At 67.3% G+C, this 25331-nt stretch carries 25 protein-coding genes and 2 tRNA genes; 14 read left to right on the forward strand and 13 right to left on the reverse strand.

The features are described from left to right. Window positions 1-69 precede the first annotated feature (69 nt). The 5 genes from ACIA49_RS30635 to ACIA49_RS30655 all read left to right on the forward strand — a co-directional run bounded on the left by ACIA49_RS30635 (window position 70) and on the right by ACIA49_RS30655 (window position 3618). Window positions 70-450 carry a hypothetical protein gene (locus tag ACIA49_RS30635; protein WP_396381143.1) on the forward strand — a complete coding sequence of 127 codons (381 nt, stop codon included), beginning with the start codon at window positions 70-72 and terminating at the stop codon, window positions 448-450. Window positions 451-521: 71 nt separating this feature from the next. Further along, window positions 522-1496, forward strand: a complete 975-nt coding sequence (locus ACIA49_RS30640; RefSeq protein ID WP_396381145.1) for an ArsR/SmtB family transcription factor — start codon at window positions 522-524, stop codon at window positions 1494-1496. A gap of 90 nt (window positions 1497-1586) precedes the next feature. Then, window positions 1587-1985, forward strand: coding sequence for a hypothetical protein (locus tag ACIA49_RS30645; RefSeq protein WP_396381146.1), 399 nt, complete (start codon window positions 1587-1589; stop codon window positions 1983-1985). After that, the gene (locus tag ACIA49_RS30650; RefSeq protein ID WP_396381148.1) at window positions 1976-2353 is read left to right on the forward strand and encodes a hypothetical protein; all 378 of its coding nucleotides are present in this window, start codon (window positions 1976-1978) and stop codon (window positions 2351-2353) included. The genes ACIA49_RS30645 and ACIA49_RS30650 overlap by 10 nt, the downstream gene beginning before the upstream one ends. A gap of 11 nt (window positions 2354-2364) precedes the next feature. Continuing rightward, window positions 2365-3618 (forward strand): C40 family peptidase, encoded by a 1254-nt coding sequence (locus tag ACIA49_RS30655; protein ID WP_396381149.1) that lies wholly within the window; start codon window positions 2365-2367, stop codon window positions 3616-3618. Between the two features lie 2 nt (window positions 3619-3620). Here ACIA49_RS30655 and ACIA49_RS30660 read toward each other — a convergent pair whose 3' ends face one another. Beyond that, entirely contained in the window at window positions 3621-4040 is a 420-nt protein-coding gene (locus ACIA49_RS30660; RefSeq protein ID WP_396381151.1) for a hypothetical protein, read from the reverse strand. A gap of 29 nt (window positions 4041-4069) precedes the next feature. On the opposite strand from ACIA49_RS30660, the gene ACIA49_RS30665 reads away from it, so the two are divergent. The 6 genes from ACIA49_RS30665 to ACIA49_RS30690 all read left to right on the forward strand — a co-directional run bounded on the left by ACIA49_RS30665 (window position 4070) and on the right by ACIA49_RS30690 (window position 7962). Continuing rightward, the gene (locus tag ACIA49_RS30665) at window positions 4070-5029 is read left to right on the forward strand and encodes a threonine/serine dehydratase (RefSeq protein ID WP_396381152.1); all 960 of its coding nucleotides are present in this window, start codon (window positions 4070-4072) and stop codon (window positions 5027-5029) included. Next, window positions 5029-5529, forward strand: a complete 501-nt coding sequence (locus ACIA49_RS30670) for a hypothetical protein (RefSeq protein WP_396381153.1) — start codon at window positions 5029-5031, stop codon at window positions 5527-5529. The genes ACIA49_RS30665 and ACIA49_RS30670 overlap by 1 nt, the downstream gene beginning before the upstream one ends. Further along, entirely contained in the window at window positions 5526-6059 is a 534-nt protein-coding gene (locus ACIA49_RS30675) for an AAA family ATPase (protein ID WP_396381154.1), read from the forward strand. Before ACIA49_RS30670 ends, ACIA49_RS30675 begins: the two co-directional genes overlap by 4 nt. A gap of 49 nt (window positions 6060-6108) precedes the next feature. Then, complete coding sequence (locus ACIA49_RS30680) at window positions 6109-6465, forward strand: hypothetical protein (protein WP_396381156.1); 357 nt, start codon at window positions 6109-6111, stop codon at window positions 6463-6465. A 98-nt stretch (window positions 6466-6563) separates the two neighbouring features. Beyond that, window positions 6564-7295 carry a hypothetical protein gene (locus ACIA49_RS30685; RefSeq protein WP_396381157.1) on the forward strand — a complete coding sequence of 244 codons (732 nt, stop codon included), beginning with the start codon at window positions 6564-6566 and terminating at the stop codon, window positions 7293-7295. A gap of 253 nt (window positions 7296-7548) precedes the next feature. Beyond that, window positions 7549-7962 carry a cytidine deaminase family protein gene (locus tag ACIA49_RS30690; protein ID WP_396381159.1) on the forward strand — a complete coding sequence of 138 codons (414 nt, stop codon included), beginning with the start codon at window positions 7549-7551 and terminating at the stop codon, window positions 7960-7962. 393 nt (window positions 7963-8355) lie between these two features. Here ACIA49_RS30690 and ACIA49_RS30695 read toward each other — a convergent pair. From ACIA49_RS30695 to gyrB, 6 genes are all read right to left on the reverse strand, one after another. Beyond that, window positions 8356-8428: transfer RNA gene (locus ACIA49_RS30695), tRNA-Ala, on the reverse strand. Between the two features lie 12 nt (window positions 8429-8440). Beyond that, on the reverse strand, window positions 8441-8572 hold the full coding sequence (locus tag ACIA49_RS30700; protein WP_238176512.1) for a DLW-39 family protein: 132 nt from the start codon (window positions 8570-8572) through the stop codon (window positions 8441-8443). Window positions 8573-8605: 33 nt separating this feature from the next. After that, window positions 8606-8682, reverse strand: a tRNA-Ile gene (locus tag ACIA49_RS30705). A gap of 96 nt (window positions 8683-8778) precedes the next feature. After that, entirely contained in the window at window positions 8779-9660 is an 882-nt protein-coding gene (locus ACIA49_RS30710) for a DUF3566 domain-containing protein (RefSeq protein ID WP_396381162.1), read from the reverse strand. After that, window positions 9660-12329: a DNA gyrase subunit A gene (gyrA, locus tag ACIA49_RS30715; RefSeq protein WP_396381164.1), complete on the reverse strand. Its 2670-nt coding sequence runs from the start codon at window positions 12327-12329 to the stop codon at window positions 9660-9662. The genes ACIA49_RS30710 and gyrA overlap by 1 nt, the downstream gene beginning before the upstream one ends. Before the next feature lie 90 nt (window positions 12330-12419). Next, entirely contained in the window at window positions 12420-14516 is a 2097-nt protein-coding gene (gene gyrB, locus ACIA49_RS30720; protein ID WP_396381165.1) for a DNA topoisomerase (ATP-hydrolyzing) subunit B, read from the reverse strand. Window positions 14517-14817: 301 nt separating this feature from the next. Between gyrB and ACIA49_RS30725 the strand changes: the two genes are divergently transcribed. From ACIA49_RS30725 to ACIA49_RS30735, 3 genes are read left to right on the forward strand one after another with little or no spacing between them, the layout of a single operon-like run. After that, window positions 14818-15462, forward strand: coding sequence for a hypothetical protein (locus ACIA49_RS30725; RefSeq protein WP_396381167.1), 645 nt, complete (start codon window positions 14818-14820; stop codon window positions 15460-15462). A gap of 2 nt (window positions 15463-15464) precedes the next feature. Beyond that, entirely contained in the window at window positions 15465-16064 is a 600-nt protein-coding gene (locus ACIA49_RS30730) for a hypothetical protein (protein WP_396381168.1), read from the forward strand. After that, window positions 16061-16618, forward strand: coding sequence for a hypothetical protein (locus ACIA49_RS30735; protein WP_396381170.1), 558 nt, complete (start codon window positions 16061-16063; stop codon window positions 16616-16618). Before ACIA49_RS30730 ends, ACIA49_RS30735 begins: the two co-directional genes overlap by 4 nt. 4 nt (window positions 16619-16622) lie before the next feature. On the opposite strand, the gene ACIA49_RS30740 is transcribed toward ACIA49_RS30735, so the two are convergent. From ACIA49_RS30740 to dnaA, 6 genes are all read right to left on the reverse strand, one after another. After that, on the reverse strand, window positions 16623-17942 hold the full coding sequence (locus ACIA49_RS30740; RefSeq protein ID WP_396381172.1) for a hypothetical protein: 1320 nt from the start codon (window positions 17940-17942) through the stop codon (window positions 16623-16625). 59 nt (window positions 17943-18001) lie between these two features. Continuing rightward, window positions 18002-18577: a DUF721 domain-containing protein gene (locus ACIA49_RS30745; protein WP_396381173.1), complete on the reverse strand. Its 576-nt coding sequence runs from the start codon at window positions 18575-18577 to the stop codon at window positions 18002-18004. Continuing rightward, window positions 18570-19709 (reverse strand): DNA replication/repair protein RecF, encoded by a 1140-nt coding sequence (gene recF / locus ACIA49_RS30750; RefSeq protein WP_396381175.1) that lies wholly within the window; start codon window positions 19707-19709, stop codon window positions 18570-18572. Before recF ends, ACIA49_RS30745 begins: the two co-directional genes overlap by 8 nt. Before the next feature lies 1 nt (window position 19710). Continuing rightward, window positions 19711-20634: a phosphogluconate dehydrogenase (NAD(+)-dependent, decarboxylating) gene (gene gnd / locus ACIA49_RS30755; RefSeq protein ID WP_396381177.1), complete on the reverse strand. Its 924-nt coding sequence runs from the start codon at window positions 20632-20634 to the stop codon at window positions 19711-19713. Between the two features lie 26 nt (window positions 20635-20660). Next, the gene (dnaN, locus tag ACIA49_RS30760) at window positions 20661-21806 is read right to left on the reverse strand and encodes a DNA polymerase III subunit beta (protein WP_396381178.1); all 1146 of its coding nucleotides are present in this window, start codon (window positions 21804-21806) and stop codon (window positions 20661-20663) included. Window positions 21807-22265: 459 nt separating this feature from the next. Beyond that, entirely contained in the window at window positions 22266-24035 is a 1770-nt protein-coding gene (dnaA, locus tag ACIA49_RS30765; protein WP_396381228.1) for a chromosomal replication initiator protein DnaA, read from the reverse strand. Window positions 24036-25331 lie beyond the last annotated feature (1296 nt).

The following is a 25331-nucleotide window of genomic DNA, read 5'->3' on the forward strand; positions in this document are numbered from 1 at the left end:
GAACTTCGTGGTCGGCGCGGGTCGGTGGTGGTCTGCTGGCGGGCGAATCCCCGACGAGAGGCAGCAGCGATGAAGAAGACGATGACCGCTCTGGCCGTCGCGACCGTGGCAGCGGCGGCGGTCCTCACCGCCCCGGCGGCGAGCGCGGCCACCGGTTGCACCAAGAACACGAACAACAGCATGTACACCTGCGGTGCCTGGGGCACCGACATCCAGGTCCACAAGATCGCCGGCCCGGGCTACGCCTTCGGTCACGTCGACGCCACCGGCGGGAAGTTCCCGTGGGTGTTCTGCAAGGAGAAGGGGCAGAGCATCACCTACGGCGGCTACACCAACAACTGGTGGCTCCGGGGCAACCCGTTCCCGGACTGGAAGTTCAGCGGCGAGTACGTCAGCGCCATCTTCCTCACCCAGTCCGCCAACGAGCCACAGGGCCTTCCGCTCTGCTGATTCCGCTGACCTCCTGCGCAGGCCCCCTCGGACACGTAAAGTGTCGCGGCAGATACCGAGGGGGCCCGCCCATGCTCCGCATTCACTTCACTGCCGACGATCTCGCCCGGACCAGGATCGCTCCACACCCTGACCTGCTCTGGGAGACCCTGCTCAGCCTGAACCTGGTCCAGAGCACCGAAGGCGAGCTCTGGTACGGCGGCTGGCGGCGCCGGGTGCGTCGGGAGCTCAGCCCGAATGTGGCCCGGCTGCTGTTCGAGCTGACGCCGCCGATCGGGTACTCGCCCGACTTCCTCACCCCGGCCGAGCCACCCGAGCAGCTCGCGGACTCGCTCGACCGGCTGGTCAGCGCGCCGCGGACCCAGGTCCGGGCCGACCTGGAGTACCTCGGCACCCGACAGTCGAGCACCCCGTGGACCAGGGCACTGGCCGATGGCGACCGCCGCACGATGGGCACCCTCGGCCGTGCGGTCGACGCCTACCACCGCACGGCGATAGCGCCGTACTGGCAGGTCGCCGCACGTGACCTGGCCACGGAGCGGGCCTACCGGCGCCGGCAGCTGCGGGAGACCGGGATCGAGGGCATGCTCGCCACGCTCACCGACCGCATCCGCTGGCAGTCACCCGTGCTGGAGATCCCGGACTTCGCTGACGAGGACCTGTATCTCGACGGGCGCGGTCTGCTGCTGCAGCCGTCGTACTTCTGCTGGCAGGTGCCGACCAAGTTCCGGAGCGGCGATCTGCCGCCAGTGCTCGTCTATCCGATCCAACACAGCGTGGCCATCACCGGCGCGACCCAGGTTGAGCCGCCGTCTGCTCTGGTCGGTCTGCTCGGTGCCACTCGCGCACGGCTCTTGGAGGCGACCGCTCACACCGTCACCACCGGCGCGCTGACCGAGACTCTCGGTCTGTCGTTCTCCGTCGTACTGCGGCATCTCGGCGTACTGCGGGAGGCCGGACTGGTCGAGTCCCGCGCCTGTGGCGACGTCGTACTGCATCAACTGACGGTGCTCGGCCTCGGCCTGCTGCAACAACCTGTGACCTGAAACCACATGCGGAACTTCCTGGTCGCGTAGAGCGCCGCGGTGGTCTGCTGACGCCGCAAACCTCCATGCGTCAGACCGAGGAGATCCCGTATGAAGAAGAAGCTCGCGGCTGCTCTGCTGTCCGCTGCGGCCGTCACAGCCTTCACCGTCGGCACCGCGACCAGCGCGGACGCCGCTACCGGCTGCACGAAGAACACGAGCGGTACCTACAAGGGCGCGTACACCTGCGGCGCCTGGGGCACCAGCATCCAGCTCCACGACCACCCCGGGTCGGGTGGAGTGCTCGGAACGGTCAACGCCACCGGCGGTAAGTTCCCGTGGGTCCTCTGCAAGGTGAAGGGCCAGACCGTCTCGTACGGCGGCTACACGAACAACTGGTGGATCGACACCGCCGCACTGCCCGACTGGAAGTTCAGCGGCGTCTACGTCAGCGCCATCTTCCTGACCCAGTCCGCGAACGAGCCGGCAGGGCTCCCGCTGTGCTACTGAAGGCTGCCCTGACAGGCGCACTACTGCTGGCCGGCGCGGTGACGGCCAGTACGCCGGCCGCCGCCTCCGCCCCTGTCGACGGCTACGTCTGGGCCAGCCAGGTCAACATCCGCGGCGGTGGATCCGCCTGCACCGCCAGCCCCGGCCGGACCACGTGCCCGTCGGTACTGGGCCGCTACGGCCCCGGCGCGGTCGCGGTGTTCTGCCAGAAGAAGGGTGAGGCGATCAGCGACGCCGGCTACAAGTCGTCGTACTGGAGCCTGATCCAGACGCCCGTGCCAGGGCCACGGGGGAGTTGGCTCGGCGGCTGGGTCAGCAACGTCTACCTGCGCGGGGACGCCATCCTCGCCAACGTCCCGTTCTGCTGAGGGAGTTCATGATGCGAAAGATTCTCTCCGTGCTCCTCGCGTTCGTGGCGGGAGTGACGGCGCTGTCGCTGGCGCCCACTGCCGCCCAGGCAGCGACCTGCTCGCACGGAACGAGCGGCAGCGGCCAGTCCGTGTACTACTGCCCGATCTGGATCCCCGCCGGCGGTGCACCGGTCTATGCCTCGACCAGTACCGGCTCCGGCGTGGTCGACCACCTGGACACCGGCGGTACGGCGAACTGGTTCTACTGCAAGCAGGACGGCGGTACGGCGACTGCTTCGGGCTACTCGTCGAAGAGCTGGGCCAAGACCGTGGGCGACGACCACGGTGCGACCGGCTGGGTCCCTGCGGTCTACTTCAGTGGAGCCGAGAACTACTGGAACGGTCTGCCCGACTGTGCGTCCGCACCGCCGCCAGGTGATGTCTGCACGAAGGGCACCAACTCCAGTGGGGCAACGGTCTACTACTGCCCGATCTGGGTGCCCTCCGGCGGTACGCCGATCTACAGCTCGACCAACACCGGCTCTGGCGTAGTCGACCACCTCTTCATCGGCGGCAAGGCCAACTGGTTCACCTGCAAGGCGACCGGCGGTAGTGCCCACGTCTCGAGCTACACGTCGAACAGTTGGGCCAAGACGGTCGGCGACTCGGCAGGAGCGACCGGCTGGGTGCCGGCGGTCTACTTCACCGGTGCGGAGAACTACTGGAAAGGCCTGCCCGACTGCGGCACGGTACCCCCGCCTCCGCCACCCCCGCCGTCCGGCGGAACGGCCAGCGGCTCGGCCTGCGAGACGACCTTCACCAACATCCCGGCACGGGCGCTGGCGATGATTCAGCAGGCCTGCTCACAGCGCAACTACATCTACTCGTGGGACGGCGGGCACGCGGCCAGCCCAGGACCGACGTACGGGGCCTGTGTGGACGGCGACGCCTGGAACGACTGTCACGTGATCGGCTACGACTGCTCGGGGCTGGTGCGGTACGCGTACTTCAAGGCGACGGGCACGGACGGGCTGAACGGCTACACGTGGACGCAGTGGGCCAAGGCTCACAACATGCCGCACAAGGCCGAGCTCACGAACGCCCAGCAGTCCTCACTGCAGCCGGGCGACATCATGTGGTTCGGTCCGAGTGGGCCGAGTACACACCATGTGGCGATCTATCTGGGCGGCGGAAAGGTGATCAACGCCTTCCACTCCACCGAACACATCGGAGTCACCACCTACAACCACACCGACTTCCTCGGCGCGGTACGGGTCTGGTGACCTCAGGGCGCGGGAGGCAACCACATGATCGTGGTTGCCTCCTCCGCCTCTGATGCGTGCGGGACAACCACGACCTGGTGCTCGTCCTCGTACAGGACGCGGCCGGGGTCGGCGGACTCGTAGCGCTCGCACGGGAGGTTGTGAGCGGCAAGGACCGCCAGGTACTGCGGGATCGGGTCGAAGAGGTGGGTAGCCGTGATGCGGAACCAGGACGCCGCCAACAGGTTGTCCGCATAGACAGTCGGGTCGACAGTCGACGGGTTGGTGTACGTCGCGTCGTACCAGGCGTTCGTCGTACGGCGGAAGTCCTCCTCCTCGGCGGTGAGGAGTCCGCGGTGGCCGAGCATGTTGACGAGACCGAAGATGCCGATCCGCCGACCGCGCCGATCGGGGACCGGACTCTGGTAGCGCACGAAAGTCATCCCCTGATTGTGCGTGAGACGCTGGGGGAGTGGAGACGCGCCTGGACACTGCCCGCATCCGTGCTGCCCGCGCCGTCATCGACCCGGTCTTTCTCGACACGCCTTTCTACGAGTGCGAGGCGCTTCCGTTCGATAGCCGCGTGAGCATCAAGCTCGAGACCGCGAATCCCGTGCGCAGCTTCAAAGGCCGCGGCACCGAACTTGTCGTCGACGGACTCGAGGGGAACGCCGCCGTCTGCGCCAGCGCCGGCAACCTCGGCCAGGCCCTCGCCTGGTCAGGACGCAAGCGTGGCCTGGACATCACAGTCGTCGCCTCCCGCTTCGCGACACCCGCCAAGCTCGACCGCATCCGCGCCCTCGGCGCCACCCTCGAACTCGTCGACGGCGACCACGAACTCGCCCGCGACCGCGCCGCGGAGATCGCCCGGACCACCGGCATCCGGCTCGTCGAGGACAGCCTCGATCTCGAGACCTGCGAGGGCGCAGCCACCATCGGCCTGGAACTGCTCGCCTCAGGCGTCGCCTTCGACACCGTCCTGATCGCCTTGGGCGGAGGTGCGATGGCGACCGGGATCGGTCACGTCCTGAAGGACCTCGCCCCGTCCGTCGAGGTCATCTGCGTGCAGCCCGCCGGCGCACCCGCCATGACCCTGTCCTGGCACGAACGCCGCGTCGTCACCACCGAGTCCACCAACACGATCGCCGACGGCGTAGCCGGCCGACGCCCCATCCCCGAGGTCCTGACCGACCTCCTCCACGTCGCGGACGACGCCGTACTCGTCGAAGAGTCGTCCATCATCAGCGGCGTCCGCCTACTCGCGACCCACGCCAGCCTAGTCGCCGAACCCTCCGCCGCCCTAGGCCTAGCGGCCCTCCTCGAGAACCCCACCCGCTTCGCCAACCGCCACGTAGTCACCATCCTCTGCGGCAGCAACACCAACCCACCCGACCACCACCGCTGGCTCCAACCCGAGCCTATGGTCGTGTAATGCCTGAAGTACTGAATTCAGCGCTGCCACGCGCCATCGTCACCCTGCTCTCGACGCCGAGATCACTGGCCGACCTCGCCAACCTGCTCGAGGTCACCGATGCTCGGGTGCTCTGGTACCTGACCAGACTCGCAGCCACCGGCCGAGTCACCCAGTCCGACGGCCGCTGGTCGCGAACCCAGCTAGGCATCGACTATCTGGCAACCCCACAACCCAGCAGCGAGGACCACACGATGCTGCCCGGGCGCACGACGTACGACTATCAACAGGCCTTCGCAGACGCGCAGGCCGGCATGTTCGGGCCCACCTATGTCCAAGCCGGCGGTGAACACGCTGGACGCGTCTCCTATGCCCGAGCCGTCGAGTTTCACCAACGCCTGCAGGACCTCATCGCCGAATACTTCGCCCCGGAATCCATCGACCGGGCGGCGACTCCGAAGTACGGCTTCCACTGGGTGCTGACCCCCACCGACCTGCACCCCCTGAACGACGGCCAATGACCACCATCTACCTGATCGTCGGCCTCCCCGGCGCCGGCAAAACCACCCACGCCAAACACCTCGAGCTCACCGCTCCCGCCCTCCGCCTCACTCCCGACGAGTGGCAGATCGCGCTCTTCGACGGCGACAACCCGTCCGACAAGCGCGACCTCGTCGAAGGCAAGCTCATCCAGCTAGGCCTCCGCGCCGCCCACCTAGGCACCAACGTGGTCTTCGACTTCGGCTTCTGGGGCACCGACGAACGCTCCGCCCTCCGCGCGATCGCCACCGCCCTCGGCCTCACCAGCCACGTCGTCTACCTCCCCATCACCCCCGAAGAACAACGCCACCGCATCCTCCACCGCTTCACCACCACCCCCCACCAAACCTTCCCCATCACCGACACCGAACTCACCCAATGGCGAGCCCAGTTCCAACCCCCCACCCCCGCAGAACTAGCCGGCCACCCGATCCCACCGCCCCCACCACCCCACCCCACCTGGTCCCACTGGGCCTCCCACCGCTGGCCCTCCCTCCCCAAAGACTGGTAGCGCCAAAAAACAGACGCGAGCCAAGTGGCACCCACGTGATGATGGTGCGATGCCTCAACAACACTCACGCCTCGTGCCGGGCGGCCGGGCTTTCTACGACACCGAACGCCTGTGGGAGTTGGCAGCAGGGCTTCCCGTCGAGCCTGTCCTCATCGACGACATCAAGGAGTTCGACGAGAACTGCTGGTTCGGCGACGGCCCCGTCACCTGCCGCATGGTCGCCCAACACGTCGACCGCATCAACAAAGCCGACCTCAGCTACCCCGTCATCCTCTCCGCCGACGGCCGCCTCATGGACGGCGGTCACCGCATCGCCAAAGCCTGGCTCGCCGGCTCCACCACCATCAACACAGTCCGCTTCCCCACGGACCCAGAACCCGACTACATCAAGCAAGACCCCAACTAACACGACAAGACACCCCGGTCCGCGCTCCACAGACGCGAGCCTTGCCTGGCGTTCACTCTCAGTTACTCATCGAATCCACAGTGGGCTAAATTCCCGCTATGCGTGTTGGCGTGTATGTGGATGGATACAACTTGTACTACGGCGGCCGCGACCTCTGCGGACGAAGCCAGCCTGGTTGGCGATGGCTGGACATCCGCAAGATGGTCGACGGCGTGCTCGCTCGAAAACCGAGGTGGCCAGCGGCATCGATCGATCGACTCGTCTACTGCACGGCTCGGATCGACGTACGAACGAACGCGTCCGGCCAGGCCGACCAAGAGACCTACCTCAGAGCGCTCGCCACCGGCGGTTATGTCGACCACATCGAGTACGGCAGGTATGTAGCGAGGACGAAGGTCGCGCCGCTTGCCACGAAGGACAACCGCGGTCGCCCGATCCTCGTGACCTCGAACTGGCCGGTCATGGTGCTGGACTCGTCGTCGAAACCTGTTCATGACGCGCAGTTCCTGGTCAGCGTATTGAACACCGAAGAGAAGGGCTCGGATGTCAACGTCGCCTCACACCTGCTGATCGACGCACTGACGGGCGCTGTCGATGCCGCTGTCGTGGTGTCGAACGACAGCGACCTCAAGCTTCCGATCCAGAAGGCTCGCGAACTCGTTCCCGTCGGGCTCATCAACCCCCAGCGGGGATACCTGGCGGGCGATCTCAAGGGGCAGCCGACCGACGGAGTAGGGAATCACTGGTGGCATCAGCTAGGTCCCTCAGATTTCACCGCGTCGCAGCTCCCACCACAAGTCGGCTCCCACAGTCGCCCTGCGGGCTGGTAGCCGACGCCAACCGGCGACGCCCGGTATCTGGCGGAGTTAGCATCTGAGACAGCTTCTGGCGCAACTTGTCAGTCATATTCTGACGAGCTAAAGTTTCCTCCATATCCACCCGTCCCTTCGTGGGGCGGGTTTTTAATTGCCCGGCGGGCATAGCTGACGCGGGGATAGAAAGTCCATCGCGCGACGCCCGGCCGGACCTGCCCTGGCGAAATCCCGTGGCCATGAGCTGGGCGAGGTTGCTAGGTTCCCGTGCGTGACCAGCCGAAGCAACGACGACCTCATCGAGGCGGCCGTGGCCGTGCTGAATCCCCACCTGGTCGGTGATCGAATCTTCGGCGACGTGGCGTCAGCGCTCATCACTGACGCCGGCAACGTGTACGTCGGTGTCTGTATCGACACCACCTCCGGCACCGGATTCTGTGCCGAGCACGCAGCGATCGCCGCCATGGTGACCGCCCGCGAGCACAAGATCGCGAAGATCGTCGCCGTCTGGCGAGACGACAACAAAGCCAAGGTGCACGTCGTCCCACCCTGCGGCCGCTGCCGAGAGTTCATCCACCAGATCGACCCGGCAAACCTCGACACCGAAGTCATCCTGGGACGAGACCGAACCTCAAAGCTCCGCGAACTTCTACCCGCCACCGACTGGCCCGCCCCACTGGACTAGGCGCGGGAGTTCAGACCTCTCGGCTCCACTAGAACCAGCTCGCATCTTGCCTGCCTCATCCGAGGGTTACCCATAGCCACCTTCCCCGTACGGCGGCGGCCCGCCATCGCGTGGTCGCCCGCGGGCGGTAGCCCGCAAGTCCGCGCGGCAGCGCGCAGAACTCGGGGTGGGCGGGGCGGCTGCGGAGCAGGCGACGAAGGAGTCGGCGTAGCTGGCGCGGGGAAAGAACTATCCCAACCGCGGCGCCCAGCCCCAGCAGGCCGATGCGAAGCGAGGCCCAAGGGGGTGCGGGTGGCGAAGCCCCCGCTCGCGCCAAGCGAAGCGCAGGCGCACAAATGACGAAGGCGACTCGTCTCCGCGCTTTCCGCGGAGACGAGTCGCCTATCGGCTTCGTGGAGACGAGGGGACTTGAACCCCTAACCCCTGCCTTGCAAAGGCAGTGCTCTGCCAGTTGAGCTACGCCCCCGTGGTGGGGTGGTCAGCGGCCCGGGGTGACCGGGTCGACAGCCTCGGCCCAGAGGTCCTTGTCGGCGCGGGACTGCTGGGTCTTCTTGTAAGCGAAGTATCCACCGATGCCGGCCAGGAGCACCAGCAGGATCTTTCTCAGCACCGCGGGACTCCTCGGATCGGGGGTTTCACGATCTGGTGGGCCTAACTGGATTTGAACCAGTGACCTCTGCCTTATCAGGGCAGCGCTCTAACCAACTGAGCTATAGGCCCGTATCTACGGGGTGGAACCTGGGAGAGATTACCGCACCAGGTGCCTGTCTCCCAAACCGGTTCCGGCCGGACCCTGACGGGCCCGGCCGGGAGGTCTCAGTCCTCCGACGCGAGCGTGACTTCGAGGCCGCCGAGGAGCGTGGCGGCGATGTTGTAGAGGAAGGATCCGAGGGTGGCCAGGGCCGTGATGATCAGCACATCGGCGCAGGCGAGGAGGGTGGTGAAACCCATTACCTTGCCGGTGTTGATGTAGTTCTCGATCCGGAACGGCTCGGTGTTCGGGTTGCCGAGCACCTCGGTGACGGTGCTGTTGATGTTGTCGAAGACACCGGCGGCACCGATCGCGGACCAGACGATGAAGACGGCGACCCAGGTCACGATGCCGAAGGCGATCGCGAGCAGGAACGCGGTCTTCATCACCGACCACGGGTCGATTCGCGACATCCGCAGGCGGGCCTTGCGGGTCTGCGAGCGGCTGGAGAGCTTGCTGTCGCCGACCTCGACGCTCTCGGTGTCGGACTTGCCGGTGACGGCGGCTGCCTTGTCCAGGACGGCCTGGCGGGCCGCACTGACCTTGTCACCGAAGGTCTCGGTCTTCTCGGCGGTCTTGCCGGTCAGCCCGTACGACGATCCGCCGGCCGCCGGTGTGGTCGTGGCCGCGGGCTTGCCCGGGGACCACGGTTCCGGGCGGCCCGGCGTACTGGGTGCTGGGGTCGGTCGGGTCGTGCTCGGCTGGCCCGGGCCCGCCGGGCGGACCGGCGGTTGCTGCGCGGGGCGGACCGGGGCACCGGCGGTGCCCGGCCGCTGCTGCTGCGGGCGGAGCTCTGCGGCTGGACGCTGCCCGTTCGGGGCAGCGCCGCCGGAGCGACCGTTGGAAGCCGGAGTGGCCGGCGTGGACTGCTTCCCGCTCGGCGCGGGGCGCTGAGACTTGGAGCTGTCCGCACCTTCGGGCCAGGTCGGCCTCGCGCGGTTGGTCATCAGTTACCCTCCTGGCCGGCTTCGTCGTCTTCGACGGTAGCCGGGCCGTTCACATCCGTCGAACGCTCGTCGGTAGTAGTGACGCTCCCAGACGGGGTTTCGGTTGTCGAAGCGTCCACATCCTGGGCATCCGTGGACACGACAGCCCCCTCGGCGCCCTCGACAGCCTCGGCGTCGTCCGCCCCTTCGACGGTCAGATCGGTGTTCCGGGCGATCGCGACGACCGCGTCGGACTCGCCGACACCGGCGAACCGGACGCCCATCGTGTCCCGGCCCTTGACCGGCACGCTGTCGACCCGGCTGCGCACGACCTGGCCGCTGGCCTTGATCGCCAGCACCTGGTCGTCCTCGACCACGACGATCGCGCCGACCAGCGAGCCGCGCTCGTCGTTCAGCTTGACCGCCTTGATGCCGAGTCCGCCGCGACCCTGCTGCCGGTACTCCGAGACCTTCGACCGCTTGGCGTACCCGGCGTCGGTGACGGTGAAGACGAACTGCGCGTCCTCCTCCGAACCGGCTCGGATGACCGCCATCGACAGCAGTTCGTCGCCGTCGCGGAACTTCATGCCGGTGACGCCGGAGGTGGCCCGGCCCATCGGGCGGAGCTGCTCGTCGTTCGCGGTGAACCGGATCGACTGGCCCTTCTTGGAGACCAGCATCAGGTCGTCCTCGGCCGAGGCCATCTCGGCGCCGATCAGCTCGTCGTCGTCGTCGCGGAAGTTGACCGCGATGATGCCGCTCTGCCGGGCCGAGTCGTAGTCGGTCAGCGCCGTCTTCTTCACCAGACCACGCTTGGTGGCCAGCAACAGGTACGGCTCCTGCTCGTAGTCGCGCAGCGTCAGGACCTGCGCGATCTCCTCGTCCGGCTGGAACGAGAGCAGGCCGGCGACGTGCGAACCCTTGGCGTCGCGCGCCGACTCGGGCAGCTGCCACACCTTGGCCCGGTAGACCCGGCCCTTGGTGGTGAAGAACAGCATCCAGTGGTGGTTCGTGGTGGTGAAGAAGTGGCCGATCTCGTCCTCGGCCCGCATCGTCGCGCCGCGCACGCCCTTACCGCCGCGGTTCTGGGTGCGGTAGAGGTCGGTCTTGGTGCGCTTGGCGTACCCACCGCGGCTGATCGTGACGACCACGTCCTCGTCCGGCACCAGGTCCTGGACGGACAGGTCGCCGTCGGCGGCGATGATCTCGGTACGACGGTCGTCGCCGAACTTCTCGACGATCTCGGCCAGCTCGTCGCGGACGATGTTCCGCTGCCGGACCGGGTCGGCCAGGATGTCCTCGAGGTCGGCGATGATCGCCTCGAGCTCGTTCAGCCGGTCGACGATCTTCTGCCGCTCCAGGGCGGCCAGCCGGCGCAGCTGCATGTCGAGGATCGCCTGGGCCTGGATCTCGTCGATCTCCAGCAGGCTGATCAGGCCTTGGCGCGCCTCTTCCACGTCCGGGCTGCGGCGGATGAGGGCGATGACCTCGTCCAGCGCGTCCAGCGCCTTCACGTATCCACGGAAGATGTGCGCGTTCTTCTCGGCCTCGCGCAGGCGATAGCGGGTACGGCGCTGGATGACCTCGATCTGGTGGTCGATCCAGTGCGTGATGAACAGGTCCAGGCTGAGCGTGCGCGGGACACCGTCGACGAGCGCGAGCATGTTGCAGCCGAAGGTGTCCTGCAGCTGCGTGTGCTTGTAGAGGTTGTTCAGGACGACGCGCGGCTGGGCGTCCCGCTTGAGCACGATCACCAGGCGCTGACCGGTCCGCGACGAGGTGTCGTCACGGATGTCGGCGATCCCGGTCATCTTGCCGGTGTTCACCAGCTCGGCGATCTTCTGCGCCAGGTTGTCCGGGTTGACCATGTACGGCAGCTGGCTGACGACCAGGCTGGTCCGGCCCTTGGCGTCTTCCTCGATGTCGACGACCGCGCGCATCGTGACCGAACCACGGCCGGTGCGGTAGGCGTCGTCGATGCCCTTGTACCCGACGATCAGCGCGCCGTTCGGGAAGTCCGGGCCCTTGATGTTCTCCATGCACGCCGCCAGGACCTCTTCCTGGGTGGCGTCCGGGTGCTCCAGGCACCACTGGGCCGCGGCGGCAACCTCGCGCAGGTTGTGCGGCGGGATCTGCGTCGCCATGCCGACCGCGATGCCGGCCGAGCCGTTCACCAACAGGTTCGGGAACCGGCTGGGCAGGATCACCGGCTCCTGCGAGCGGCCGTCGTAGTTGGGGCGGAAGTCGACCGTCTCCTGGTCGATGTCGCGCACCATCTCCATCGCCAGCGGGGCGAGCCGGCACTCGGTGTACCGCATCGCGGCGGCCGGGTCGTTACCCGGGGAACCGAAGTTGCCCTGGCCCTGGATCATCGGCGCCCGCATCACCCACGGCTGCGCCAGCCGGACCAGGGTGTCGTAGATCGCCGAGTCGCCGTGCGGGTGGTACTGACCCATCACGTCACCGACGATGCGCGAGCACTTGGAGAAACCGCGGTCGGGCCGGTAGCCGCCGTCGTACATGGCGTAGAGGATGCGCCGGTGCACCGGCTTCAGGCCGTCGCGCACCTCGGGCAGCGCGCGGCCGACGATGACGGCCATCGCGTAGTCGAGGTACGACTGCTGCATTTCCGTCTGCAGATCGAGTGGCTCGATCCGGTCGTGTCCAGGAGAAACTGGGGTCTCGGTCATCTGATGCTCGTCCCGTTCGTGTCAGACGTCGTACGTCGCTGAAGTCGGCGCTGGAGTGGTGATGGCGCCGCACCGGCGGCGCCGCCACACTCAGATGTCAAGGAACCGGACGTCCTTGGCGTTGCGCTGGATGAAGTTCCGGCGAGCCTCGATGTCGTCGCCCATCAGGGTCGCGAAGGTCTCGTCGGCGCGGGCCGCGTCGTCCAGGGTGATCTGCAGCAGCACCCGGTTGGCCGGGTCCATCGTGGTCTCCCACAGCTCCTGCGCGTTCATCTCGCCCAGACCCTTGTAGCGCTGGATCGCGTTGTCCTTCGGCAGCTTCTTGCCCGCCTCGATGCCGGCCTCGAGCAGCCCGTCCTTCTCGCGCTCGGTGTAGGCGAGCTCGGGGGTGCCGTTGCTCCAGCGGATCTTGTACAGCGGGGGCTGCGCGGCGTAGACGTGACCGCGCTCGATCAGCGGCCGCATGAACCGGAACAGCAGGGTGAGCAGCAGCGTGCGGATGTGCTGACCGTCGACGTCGGCGTCGGCCATCAGGACGATCTTGTGGTACCGCAGCTTCTCCTCGTCGAAGTCCTCGTGGATGCCGGTCCCGAGGGCGGAGATGATCGCCAGTACTTCGTTGTTCTGCAGGACGCGGTCGATCCGGGCCTTCTCGACGTTCAGGATCTTGCCCCGGATCGGCAGGATCGCCTGGTACTTCGGATCCCGGCCACCCTTGGCGGAGCCACCGGCCGAGTCACCCTCGACGATGTAGACCTCGCACTCTTCGGGGTTGGTCGACTGGCAGTCGGACAGCTTGCCCGGCAGTCCGCCGCCACCCAGCAGACCCTTGCGGTTGCGGGCCAGGTCGCGCGCCTTGCGGGCCGCGATCCGGGCACTCGCGGCCGCGGTGGCCTTGCGGATGATCTCGCGACCCTCCTGCGGGTTCTGCTCGAACCAGGCACCGAGCCGGTCGTTGACGACCCGCTGGGTGAAGCCCTTGACCTCGGTATTGCCGAGCTTGGTCTTGGTCTGGCCCTCGAACTGCGGGTTGCCCAGCTTGACCGAGATGATCGCGGTCAGGCCCTCCCGGATGTCGTCACCGGTGAGCCTGTCCTCCTTCTTCTTGATCATGCCCTGGTCCTCGCCGAACGAGTTGACCAGCGAGGTGAGCGCGGCCCGGAAGCCCTCTTCGTGGGTGCCGCCCTCGTGGGTGTTGATCGTGTTGGCGAAGGTGTGCACCGACTCCTGGAAGGAGCCGCTCCACTGCATCGCGACCTCGAGGCTCAGCGATCCGTCGGCCTGGGCGGCCTCGAACGCGATCACGTCGCGGTGCACGGTCTCGCGGATGCCGGTCAGGTACTTCACGTAGTCGACCAGGCCGTCGTCGTACTTGAACGACTGCTCGACCGGGTTGCCGTCCTCGGTGTGGTCCGGCCGCTCGTCGCGGATGACCAGCTCGAGGCCCTTGTTCAGGAACGCGTACTCGCGGAAGCGGGTGGTCAGCGTCTCGTACGAGTAGACCGTCGTCTCGAAGACGTCCGGGCTCGGCCAGAAGGTGATCGTGGTGCCGGTGGAGTCCGCCGTACCGACCTCGGCCAGGTCCTCGTCGGGGACACCGATCGTGAACGTCTGGGTGTAGGCCTTGCCGCCCGTGCGGACGTCGACCTGCAGCCGGTTGGACAGCGCGTTCACGACGGAGACACCCACGCCGTGCAGACCACCGGAGACCTTGTACCCGCCGCCGCCGAACTTGCCACCGGCGTGCAGGACGGTCAGTACGACGGTCACCGCCGGCTTGCCCTCGGACTCGACGATGCCGACCGGGATACCACGGCCGTTGTCGACGACCCGGACGCCGCCGTCGGGCAGCAGGGTGACGATGATCTTGTCGCAGAACCCGGCCAGCGCCTCGTCCACCGCGTTGTCGACCACCTCGTAGACCAGGTGGTGCAGACCCCGCTCACCGGTGGACCCGATGTACATACCGGGGCGCTTGCGGACCGCGTCGAGCCCTTCAAGGACCTGGATCGCGCTCGCGTCGTATTCCTTCTCGACGACGCTGGACTGGATCTCGGTCAGTAGTGCTTCTTCTTCGATGCCTTGCGCTTGGCTGCCGGTGTCCTCTGCGGACGTTGTTTCGTCGATCTCGGTCGGCTCGTCGGTCACCGGCTGTTGTCCTCCTCGGACCCCGCGTTCGCGAGGCATCGCGGCCCTGTCACTGCACAGTGGGAGCGGCCACTACAGTGTTGTCAGGGGCGCAGCTCGTCGTACACGGTCTATCTTACCCGTCGACCAAGGCAGAACCTGCCACCAGCCGCCCGAAACTCACCTCAGGGCGTCTTTTCGCCCTCCTCGCCATGTCCCCTCTCGCGGGTGGGGGGCCGGAAAGCGCTCACGGGCGCTCAGTGGCCTCCGGCAGTTTCACCACTGACCCGGTACGGCGGCGCCGGGTCCGGACCGGTCCAGACCGCCCCGCGCGCACCCGCCGCCCCTTAGGATCGCTGCCGTGGAGAGTCTCGACGACGTCATCGACGACCTGATCGCCGACCGGGTGATCCGGCGGCATCGACGGATCTGGCTGATCGTCATCGCGGCCGTCGTCGTCCTGGCCCTGCTGGTGCTGGCCACCGGCGGGTGGAAGGAGAAGACCGGTCGCTCGGTGCCGACCCTGATCGTCACCGCCGACGCGCCGGCCACCGTCACCGCCGGCCGCTGGGAGTACAGCTTCAGCAAGGCCGAGATCGTCCGCGAGCCCAAGACCGAGTACTCCGCGGCCAAGGCCGAACTGCTCGTCTACTTCGAGCTGCGCAACATCGACACCGAGGACAAGCGGAGCGTCTACCTCAACGGCGACCTGGTCCGGCTGGTCCCCGGCGGTGGCAAGGACCTGGTGAAGTCGAACGGCGCCACCTGCCGGGGCGAGATCGGCTGGGTGATCGTCTACGGGCTGCCGCCGGAGAGCTGCTTCACCAAGTTCGAGATCGAGCCGGACTTCAGCGCGGACCAGATCGAGGTCGGCATCCTCGCCGAGCAGTACATCTCGGACAACGGACTGCTCGGCGCCGACGAGGACCCGTACTGGCATTCGCCCGAGGCAGCGGCCGTGGTCCGGCTGAAGCCGACCGTCGTGATCAAGGACGAGGAGAACTAGGAGTGAAGCTCTACCGCCCCGCGACCATCCTGGTCGGCGTCCTCTTCGTCCTGATCGGCGGCCTGACCCGCCTGGCCACCCCCGACCATGTGTTCGACGAACAGAACATCGAGATCAGCAAGGGCACCATCGGTCAGCCGCTGCGGTTCGGCAAGGAGGCGTCGCTGACCATCGTCCGGATGCAACTGGCCAAGTCGGTGCTCGACGCCAACTCCTCGTCGGACGACAAGCCGATCGAGACCAACGGGGTGTTCGTCGCGCTGGAGTGGGAGAGCACGGCCGGCGTCGAGAAGCCGGACAGTCCCCTGCCCTCGCTGACCTCGAACGGGGATGCGACCTACGCACCGATCGGGCTGACGTACTCGGGCATCGAGTTCGGAGCCGCGGGCTTCACGACCTCCGGCGCGATCGTGTTCGAAGTCGACCCGACCCAGCTCGAAGGCCTCACCCTGAACGTCAAACCACAGCAGTTCTGGAACGTGCTGAACCGCAAGGTGTCGGTCGATCTCGGCATCCCTGGTCCCGAGAGCGCGCAGCGGCTGCTGGACGGCGCCGTGGCTCAGTACGTGCTCCCCAAGCAGGATGTCCGGGTGGCTTCATGAAGGATACGAGCCGCGTCGCCCGGCTGGCGGCCCAGATCTCGTTGTTGCTGGTGCTGCTGGCGACCAGCTGCTTCCTGATGCTGAGGAGCTACCTCGGCGACCCCGAGCAGAACTTCAACGAGGGTGCGATCCAGCAGGTCGTCGCCAAGGGGCCGGTCACCATCGGCAAGGTCGGCTGGCAACTCGACTCGATGACCGTCTACACCCGGCTGGTCGATGCCAAGGGCAAGCAGATCTCGGTCCTCCGGCCGGCCGGCGCGGTCATCATCGTCGCCCAGGTGCGGGTCACCCCGCTGGACGGCCTGCGGCTGGAGGACGGCGGCTTCCTGTGCGGCACGAGCCTGCGCGACGACCGCGGGAACATCTGGGCGCCGACGAACGCTTTCGACTTCCCGGTACCGACGACCTGCTCCGACGACGACCACCCGATGGTCCGGAACAAGGCGAACAAGCTCGCGCAGATCTTCGTCGTACCCCAGGAGGCCGTGCCGCACCTGCAGGGTCTGCTGGTCACCAACCGCGACGACTACGAGCGGTTCCTGATCACCCTCTGAGGGTTCAGGCCGGGACCGGTACGGCGGTCTTCCGCGCCGCGGCCATCTCGGCACGGCGATCGCTGCCGACCGAGATGCACAGGTCGAACGCCGCCGCCAGCAAGGCGATCCGGATCGGCTCGAAGATCAGGCTGCGGATCAGGTCGGCGATCTCGTGGTTCATCAGACCCCAGCGCTGGCCGTGGATCCCGATCGCGCGCTGGATCAGCACGAACAGCCAGTCGTCGCCGAGCAGCCAGACCGTGTAGAGCATGCAGACCACACCGAGGAAGACCGGACCGACCCGGACCAGCAGCCGGAACGCGTTCAGCGTCGGGTAGAACTTCTCCCGGAACCCGCCGAGCACGAGATCCGGTGCTTTGTTGGTCAGGGCAACGAACCGGTTCGGCTGCGGCGCGTCCGGTGCGACCCGGCCACCGAACCGTCGCTCCAGCCGGGTGCCCGTGAACACGCCCTTGCTCGACAGCACCCGGTGCCCGAACACCACGGTCGTGATCGCCAGCCAGGTCAGTGGTTCGGCGACGCCCAGCTTGAACAGCGGCCAGAGCGTCTCCCAGGTGAAGCCCCAGAGGAACTCGATCCCGGCCGGCAGCGGAATCTTGATGTTGGCCCAGAAATCCTTCCAGCCGTCCCACCAGTCCACCGACCAGTACCAGAAGTTGCGCTCGCGGAACCAGTTCTTGCCGTCGTCGATCGCGTAGGAGGACACGACGACGGTGAGCAGCAGGAAGAAGGACTCCGCCCAGACCTGCGCGAACTTCACCGGCCGGCTCGGCCACTTGTCGTCCACCGCCTGCAGGGCTCGCCGCAGTACCAGCAGAATGACGATCGCCGGCAGGTACTTGTGCCAGGCGCCGTTGTTCAGCTCGAAGAACGCGGATCCCGCCTGCAGACCGCGCTCGACGCTGTTGCTCGTCGACAGCTCCGTGACCTGGCCCTCGAGGAAGCCCCACGCCGACCACACCGCGACCAGCGGCAGCAGCGTGACCGCGATCAACTCGAGGAAACCCTGCTGCGTCGGGTCCGACGTCTCCTCGGACTTGTTCCGGGCCGCGTCGCGCCACCGGTACAGCGAGCTCGCGCAGGTCCGGATCATGCCGATCGACGCGGTGATCTGGATGAGCACACCCACCGCGAAGACGCCGACGCCCAGGCTCCCGTGCGAATGCTCGTCCAGCCACACCGCGGCTCGAGTACAGGCCTTGAAGCCTGCATACCCCACCAACCACCAGGTGGTCAGAGGCAGCAGGTTCCGCCACCAGAGCCGGAACGTGTCTCCGATCAGCTGGACCATCTCGCGGAAGCCATCGACCAGGGTGCGCATCGCGCCCGATCCTAGGTCATCCCAGGTCCGACAAGCGCCCTGGAACTTGAACGGGGTGGTCAGCCGTAGGTGTCTCGGGGGCCGCGGCCGCCGCGGACTGTGCGGGGGCCGCGACGCCAGCTGGGGGCGTGGGGCCCTTGGACGTTGACCGCGGTGACGGTGCCTTCACCTAGTTCGGCGTTGAGGCGTCGTACCAGGTCGGGGGCCAGGAGCTTGAGCTGCGTGGCCCAGGCGGTGGACGACGTCCGGACGGTCAGGATGTTGTTCTCGTAGGACTCCGGCGTGCAGTGCTGCGCCGTCTCGGGGCCGACGATGGTGGGCCAGCGAGCCATCACGCCGTGTACGGCGACGTCGACCTCCCAGCCCTGGTCGCGCATCAGCCGGCCGAGCGTGTTGGTCAGCTTCTGCGGGTCCCGGTCGTCGGGGCGCGCGCTGCTGATCTGCGCGCCCTCGATGCGCGGCCGGCGGCGGCGCTTGACCGGCTTGAAACCGCCGTTCGCCGCCTGCTGCTTGAGCCGGCCCGCGAGCGATTTCGCCAGGTCCAGTCCCTGCTTGTCGTGCTCGTCCTCCTCCGGCAACTCCGGAGCGACGGCGCTCTCGTCGTCGCTCTCAGAGGAATTCCGGGGTTCAGGCACGACGGACGGTCCCGTCGCCGACGTCGAAGCGCACTCCACTGAGCTCGGCGGGCACGTCCGCGCCGACCGCAGCGGTGACCAGTACCTGCTCAGCCGGGGCGACGAGCTCGGCCAGCCGATCGCGGCGACTGGTGTCGAGCTCGGCGAACACGTCGTCCAGGATGAGCACCGGTTCACCCCCGTCCGCCCGCAGCAGCTCGTACGACGCCAGTCGCAGCGCGAGCGCATACGACCAGGACTCACCGTGACTCGCATACCCCTTCGCGGGCAAGTCCCCAAGACCCAGTACGACGTCGTCGCGGTGCGGGCCGACGAGCGACACCCCACGGTCGAGTTCGTCCTGCCGCTTCTCGTGCACCGTGGCGAGCAGGACCTCGGCGAGTTGCTCGCGGGAGGTGACACCGGGCTCGAGCGGGATCGACGACTTGTACTCGAGCCGCGCATCACCCTTGCCCCGGGCAACGGCGTCGTACGCGTCGGCTGTCAACGGACGCAGCGCTTCCAGCAGCTCCAACCGCGTGGCCAGCAACTCCGAACCGGTCCGCGCCAGGTTCGAGTCCCACACCTCGAGCGTGCGCAGCTGTGCCTCGGCGGAGCTGGACCGATTCTGCCGACGGGCCTGCGAAGCGCTGCGCAGCAAGGAGTTCCGCTGCTTGAGCACCCGGTCGTAGTCAGCCCGTACGCCGGCCATCCGCGGCGCTCGCAGGGTCAGCAGCTCGTCGAGGAACCGCCGCCGTTCCGACGGGTCGCCCTTCACCAGCGCGAGATCCTCCGGCGCGAACAACACGGTCCGGAGCAACCCGAGCACTTCTCGTGGCCGCGGTACCGGCGAGCGGTTGATCCGGGCCCGGTTTGCCTTCCCAGGATTGATTTCCAGCTCGACCACGACGTCGCGGTCGTACTGGCTACGGATCTCGGTCCGCACGATCGCCCGGGGAGCGCCGGCCCGCACCAGCGGTGCGTCGGTCGCCACCCGGTGCGAACCGAGGGTCGCGGTGTAGTGGATCGCCTCGACCAGGTTGGTCTTGCCGTGCCCGTTCGGCCCGACGAAGGCCGTCACGCCCGGAGCGAGCTCGACCTCCGCCTGCTGGTAGGACCGGAAGTCGAGCAGACCCAGGGCGGTGACATACACCTCAGTGCTGGACCGGTGGCGTCGCGTACGACGGGTCGGCCGCGTCGGCACCCTTCACGGCGTGCCCACCGAACTGGTTGCGCATCGCGGCGATCGCCTTCATCGCCGGCGAGTCGTCCTGCCGGGACGCGAACCGCGCGAACAGCGCCGCCGCGATGGCCGGCACCGGTACGGCGTGGTCGATCGCGGCCTCGACGGTCCAGCGACCTTCGCCGGAGTCATCGGCGTACCCGCGGATCTTCTCCAGGTGGGTGTCGTCCTCGAGTGCGTTGACCAGCAGGTCGAGCAGCCAGGACCGGATCACCGTGCCCTCGCGCCAGGAGCGGAACGCCTCCGGCACGTTGTCGACGATGTCCGCGGCCTCGAGCAGCTCGTAGCCCTCGGCGTAGGCCTGCATGATCCCGTACTCGATGCCGTTGTGGACCATCTTCGAGAAGTGGCCCGCGCCGACCTTGCCGGCGTGCACGAAACCGAACTCGCCCTCAGGCTTGAGCGCCTCGAAGACCGGCATCACGGTGGCGATGGTGTCCTTCTCGCCGCCGCACATCAACGCATAGCCGTTCTCCAGGCCCCAGACACCGCCGGAGACGCCGCAGTCGGCGAACTTGATGCCCTTCTCGGCCAGCTGCGCGGCCCGGCGGGTGTCATCGGTCCAGCGGCTGTTGCCGCCGTCGATCACGATGTCGCCGGGGGAGAGCAGCTCGGCCAGCTCGGTGACGACCGGGTCGATGGCCTGGACCGGCACCATCACCCAGACGACCTTCGGCTGGTCGGACGCGGTCAGCTTGCCGACCATGTCGGCCAGGTCCGTCGCGTCGGAGATCTCCTGGTTGTGGTCGAAGCCGACAACCGTGTGACCAGCGTTGCGGATCCGCTGGCGCATGTTGCCGCCCATCTTGCCGAGACCGACAAGGCCGAGCTCCATCGTGAATCCCCTTGTTCTGTTGGCGTTCAGCTGTTCAGGCGGACCGGCATCAGCACGTACCGGAACTCGCTGATCGGGTCACCTTCGAAGTCTCGCACGCCGGTCAGCTCGGCCGGCTTGGTGGCCTGCGTGAACGCTAGGTGAGCAACCGGCGTACCGATCGCGCCGAGGCCGTCGAGCAGGTACGTCGGGTTGAAGCCGACCGTCACCGGTTCGCCGACGACGCGGGCCTCGATCGACTCCGAAGCCTGTGCCTCGTCACCGCTGCCGGCGTCCAGCGTCACGCTGTCCTCGGCGAAGGTCAGCCGGACCGGAGCGTTCCGCTCGGCGACCAGGGCGACGCGCTTGACGGCCTCGACCAGTACGGCGGTCTCGATCCGGACCCGGGTCGCGATCGCGGCGTCGGTCGGGATGATGCCGCGGACCTTCGGGAACTCGCCGTCGAGCAACCGGGTGGTGGCCCGGCGGTTGCCCCCGGACACCTCGCCCTCGAAGCCGACGATGCCGTCACCCGAACCCGGGGCAGCCAGCGAGACCGTGACGTCCGAACCGGTCATCGCCTTGGCGGTCTCCGACAGCACGCGGGCCGGCACCAGTGCGGCGGCCGAGGCGTCGGGGGACTCGGGGTTCCACTCGAGCTCGCGGATGGCCAGCCGGTAGCGGTCGGTCGCGAGCAGCGAGATCGTGGATCCCTCGATCTCGACCCGCACACCGGTCAGCACCGGGAGAGTGTCCTCACGGCCGGCCGCGGTGACCACCTGCGAGACCGCCTGCGCGAAGACGTCGGCCTTGATGGTGCCGCTGGCCGCCGGGAGGTCCGGCAAAGCCGGATATTCCTCTGTGGGAAGCGTTTGGAGCGTGAACCGCGAGCTGCCACAGGTGACCTGTGCCTTCGCGCCGTCCACGGAGAAGTCCACCGGCTGGTTCGGAAGACTCTTGGAGATGTCGGCGACGAGCCGGCCGGAGATCAGGCACTTGCCGGTGTCGGCCACCTGTGCGGGCACGGTGACGCGGACCGAGGTCTCGTAGTCGAAGCCGGACAGGGTGATCTGTCCGTCCCCGGCCTCGACCAGTAGGCCGGCAAGGATCGGAACGCTCGGACGACTGGGCAAGCTACGCGCGGCCCAGGCCACCGACTCGGCCAGTACGTCGCGCTCGACGCGAAACTTCACCGCGGGGTGCCTCCTGATTCGGCTGGGTGCCAGGCAGATCCTGCCACGTGCACGGGTGGTGTTTGCCCATCGGGGATGACGTGGCGCTTTCGGGCGGGTCGCGTCTGCATCGGCTGAAGGGGTCTGTGGGTGGTGCGGGGGACCCAGCCTGACAGGTCTCGGCAATCGACGCGAGACGAGGTTTTCCCCAGGTTGGGCCGTTCGTTCAATTTGTGGACTCAGATTCCTCTACAGGTTCCATAAGGTTCTTAGCACCTGTGGATCCTGTGGGAAACCGGAGACTTCGCAGGTCAGACACCGAATTGGCCTGTGTACGCCGTGTGGACGACCACCGCTTCGTCTGTTGACGGCCGTGGATGAACTTTTCTGTCCCCACAGGGCGTCCACAACACACACCGAGGTTTCCCACAGTTTTCCACAGCTGTGTCCCCAACCTGTGTGCCCGATCGGTGGCGTTGCCTACTGCTGTTTCGCCTGGTGTTTGATCCGGTTCGTCAGCTCGGTCACCTGGTTGAAGACCGAGCGCCGTTCGGACATCAACTGCCGGATCTTTCGTTCGGCGTGCATGACCGTGGTGTGGTCGCGGCCGCCGAACTGCTGCCCGATCTTCGGCAGCGACAGGTCGGTCAGCTCGCGGCACAGGTACATCGCGATCTGCCGGGCCGTCACCAGCACCCGGCTCCGGCTGGATCCACACAGGTCGTCGATCGACAGACCGAAGTACGAGGCGGTCTGGCCCATGATCATGCTGGCCGTCACCTCGGGCTTGCTGCCTTCGGGAATCAGGTCCTTCAGCACGATCTCGGCCAGGCTCAGGTCGACCGGCTGCCGGTTCAGGCTGGCGAACGCGGTGACCCGGATCAGTGCGCCCTCGAGCTCACGGATGTTGGTCTGCACCTTCGACGCGATGAACTCCAGCACCTCGGGCGGCGCGGTCAGCCGCTCGGTCGCCGCCTTCTTCCGCAGGATCGCGATCCGGGTCTCGAGGTCGGGCGGCTGGATGTCGGTGATCAGTCCCCACTCGAACCGGTTCCGCAGCCGGTCCTCCAGCGCCTCGAGGCGTTTCGGCGCCCGGTCGGAGCTGATGACGATCTGCTTGTTCGCGTTGTGCAGGGTGTTGAAGGTGTGGAAGAACTCCTCCTGGGTCTGGATCTTGCCCTCGAGGAACTGGATGTCGTCGATCAGCAGAACGTCGACATCTCGATACCGGCGCTGGAACTGGGATGCCTTGTCGTCGCGGATCGCGTTGATGAAGTCGTTGGTGAACTCTTCGCTCGACACGTACCGGACGCGGGCCCCGGTGTAGAGACTGCGGACGTAGTGGCCGATCGCGTGCAAGAGGTGCGTCTTGCCCAGACCGGAGTCTCCGTAGATCAGCTGCGGGTTGTACGCCTTGCCCGGTGCCTCGGCGACGGCGACGGCGGCCGCGTGTGCGAACCGGTTCGAACTACCGATGACGAAGGTCTCGAACGTGTACTTCGGATTGAGTCGCGCCTCGCCCTGTGCCTCGGTGGCCGGCTGGGCCGGTGCCGGTGCACCCGGAGGCCGACTGTCTGGACCGGACTGGTGGCCGAACGGCTGCTGTGCCGGCTGACCGAACGGCTGGTTCGGCTGCGGTGCGTACTGCTGTGCGGCGGGCTGCTGCTGTTCGTACGTCGGCGCCTGGTCCTGACGCGGTTGCGTCATCGGCTGCTGCGTCGGCTGGGCGTAGGGCTGCTGGTGGCTCTGGTCCGGATAGGTCAGCGCGGACTGGATGGTCGGCTGGTACGAACCCTCGGTCCGCATCGGCTCCCGGACGACCGGCGCCGGCGGTGCCTGCGGCTGCAGCTCCGGGTCAAGGGACGGGTCGACAGTGACGGCGATGCGGATGTCCCGGCCGAAGCTCTCGGACAGGATCCGCTCGAGGTCGGGCCGCAGCCGCGTCTCCAACTGACCACGGGTGAAGTCATCAGGTACGGCGACGATGGCGGTGCTCTCGTGCAGCGTGACCGGGCGCGAGTTGGTCAGCCAGGCGCGCTGGTTCGGCGGCAGGCCTGCCAGCACCCGGTTCCACGCGTCACCGAGATCCATCACGGGTGCAGCCACTTCGGCGCGCACCGGTGCCTCGACCCGGGGAGCCGGGGGAGCGACCGGAGCCTGGGCAGCGACTGGGGCAGCGACCTGGGCTGGGGCTGGGTTGCTCGGGATGGTGTTGTCGGCCTCTGCACGTCCATCACCTTCGTTCCGCATCGGCCCGGAGGCCGGTCCACCGCTGACACCCCAGTCGGGTGCCGTGTTCGGTGTCGCGCCAGGTGTTGCACTCGCTTCTTGCTGTGGTGCGCTCTGGGGTGGGTTCAGTGGTGCGCTCGGCGTGTGGGGCTCCGGCGTCTGGTGGATCGGCTGCTGCTCGGCGACTCGTTCTACAGAACGCTCCACCGGAGGCTCGATCGGACGCTCGGGTGCAGGCTCGGGCCGGCTGTACGACGGCTGCTCATCGCGAACCGGTTCGTCTTCCGGCTCGGGGTGGTACTGGCCGCTGTTCCAGCTCGCGGTCTGGTCGGTGCGCCAGCTCGAACTGGAGACCGGCGGGGCGGGAGCGAAGTACGACGTACTGGTCGGCAGCTCGGTGGCTGCGCGCTCGAGCTCGGTGCGGTAGACGGAGGCCGGGTTGTACCGCGGTTCCAGCGGCTCGGGCATCGGGATCGGGAGCGACGGGCTGAGGTGGTTCTCCTGCCGGGGCTCCGGCTGCGGGGCACGTCGGCGTACGGCCGGCGGGGGAACCAGGAAGTCGAGCTGGTCCGGGGTGGGAGCCGTTGGGAGTTCGGAGCGGAAGTCGGTGCTGGGTTCGGGGCGCAGGTCCGCGCTCGTCGTACCGGGCTGTTCGTCGGAGCCGAGGGTGTACCGGTTCAGCGGCGGCTCGCCGTCGCGGCGGTACTTGTCCTCAGGTTGGTCCACTCCTGTGTAGTCCGCCGCCGTGTACTCAGTACCGGCGGAATGGTCCTCGACCACGCGTTGCTCCCCGAATTCCATCGCTGCGGTGGCCGGTGCCCTCCGGGGTGCTGATCCGGTGGCGCGACCTTGGACCCGACACCGCACTGTCCACACGGTTGTCCACAGTTGTGAACGACGGCTGGATCGGGTTGGTTACCGATGACGGAGGCAGGACCTCTGGTGTGAGGGGCTGACGCTAACAAGTCTGCCCACGCTGCTTCAAGCCGTCATCCACAGGCTATGAAGTGCAAATTGGGGGCAACCTGCGGCGTGTCGGGTGGACGCCGGAGCGTAGTCATGGTGCGTGGTTGCAGTTGGTGATCAGTCTGATCACTGTGTGACGACGGGGGATTTCCACCGCCATCCACTATTCTGTCCACAGGGCCTGTGGATAATTCTGGGGATACCTGGTTTGACCTGTCCACAGGCGCCCACGTACCGTGGATCGGTCGGTGTTGAACCGGCCCTTTCGTGCTGCGCTCCCGGCGGGACCACCTCAGGATTCCGATGGCGTGCAGGACCGCATCAGCGGTAGCTCCGATCCCTGGAGCTGCC

It is taken from the genome of Kribbella sp. NPDC051587 (assembly GCF_044453945.1).
In the GTDB taxonomy this organism is placed as follows: Bacteria; Actinomycetota; Actinomycetes; order Propionibacteriales; family Kribbellaceae; genus Kribbella.